The 1,122-nt window shown below is 35.2% G+C and carries 1 protein-coding gene; it reads left to right on the top strand.

Annotated features, from left to right (window positions below):
* Positions 1–145 precede the first annotated feature (145 nt).
* Positions 146–1,122, top strand: a 977-nt coding sequence (locus tag E1171_RS00950; RefSeq protein WP_155203194.1) for a DUF1573 domain-containing protein, incomplete at its 3' end; no start/stop codon positions are given.

Genomic DNA, 1,122 nt, shown 5'->3' with positions numbered 1-1,122 from the left:
CTAGTACCTGAAGAGTAATTTTGGCCTAAAATTATGCGCAATGGGATGTCTAGTTCTAAATAAAAATTATTTTAGCAGCTGAAGTTAAAAAGATTCTAATTCCTAAGTAATTTTGGGATTCTATTTAACTAAAATCAATTTCAATATGAAAAGAACCCTAAGTTTCCTTTTACTACTAGTAGGGTTATACTATACGGCTAAAGGACAAAAAAAGCCATCTATTAATTTTGAGACTGCTTCATTTGATTTCGGGGTGATTCGGGAGTCTGAGGGAGGAAAAAGTCACCGTTTTGAATTTAAAGTGCTCAAGAATAAAAAGGTTTACTTGTCAAAAGTGGAGGCTTCCTGTGGGTGTACCACTCCATCTTGGTCAACGGATACTTTGAGTTCAGGAGAGAAAGGCTTTGTGGAGATTTATTATGATCCTACTAATCGGGCTGGAAACTTCAAAAAGAACGTGGAGGTGTTTACAAGTGTGGATGAGAAACCCTTTGTGCTGACCATTAGTGGAAAGGTAGTGCCAGGAATGGAAGATTTGGAAAGGGAATTTCCGGTAAAAATTGGGGATTTGAGATTAAAAGAAAATAGATTGTCTTTTGGTCAGGTTAGTTTAAATGATGCCGTAATACGGAAATTGGAAGTTTATAATGAAGGGAATCAGATTTTGATTTTTGATGATACTATTTCAGGACCTTCATATGTAGGGTATAAATATTATCCCCAGACCTTAAGGCCTCATGAAAAGGGAGTGATTCAATTGGTTTTTCAACCTAAGACAAAAAAAGAATTAGGTTATAAGAAGGATGTGCTAAGGTTTTATACTGATGAAGAAAACAATAGAACAAAAGAAATATCTGTATTTGCATTTATTCGGCCTTATTTTCCTCCACAAACAAAAAAAATGTTGGCCCATGCTCCAAAGATTGCCCTCGACAAAATATCCCAGGATTTAGGCAAGCTCGAAGAAGGGGAAAAGGCTAAGGGTTCATTTGAAATCTTAAATAAGGGGAAAACTAAATTGGAAATTCAAAAAATTACTACCAATTGTGATTGTTTAAAGATAAATCAAGTGGAGAAGAAGCTGAAACCTGGACACAGTAAAGAGGTGAATTTTGTTTTTGA

This window comes from Xanthovirga aplysinae, from assembly GCF_009711365.1.
GTDB classification, from domain to species: Bacteria; Bacteroidota; Bacteroidia; order Cytophagales; family Cyclobacteriaceae; genus Xanthovirga; species Xanthovirga aplysinae.
This window is presented reverse-complemented; position numbering and strand designations above follow the sequence as displayed.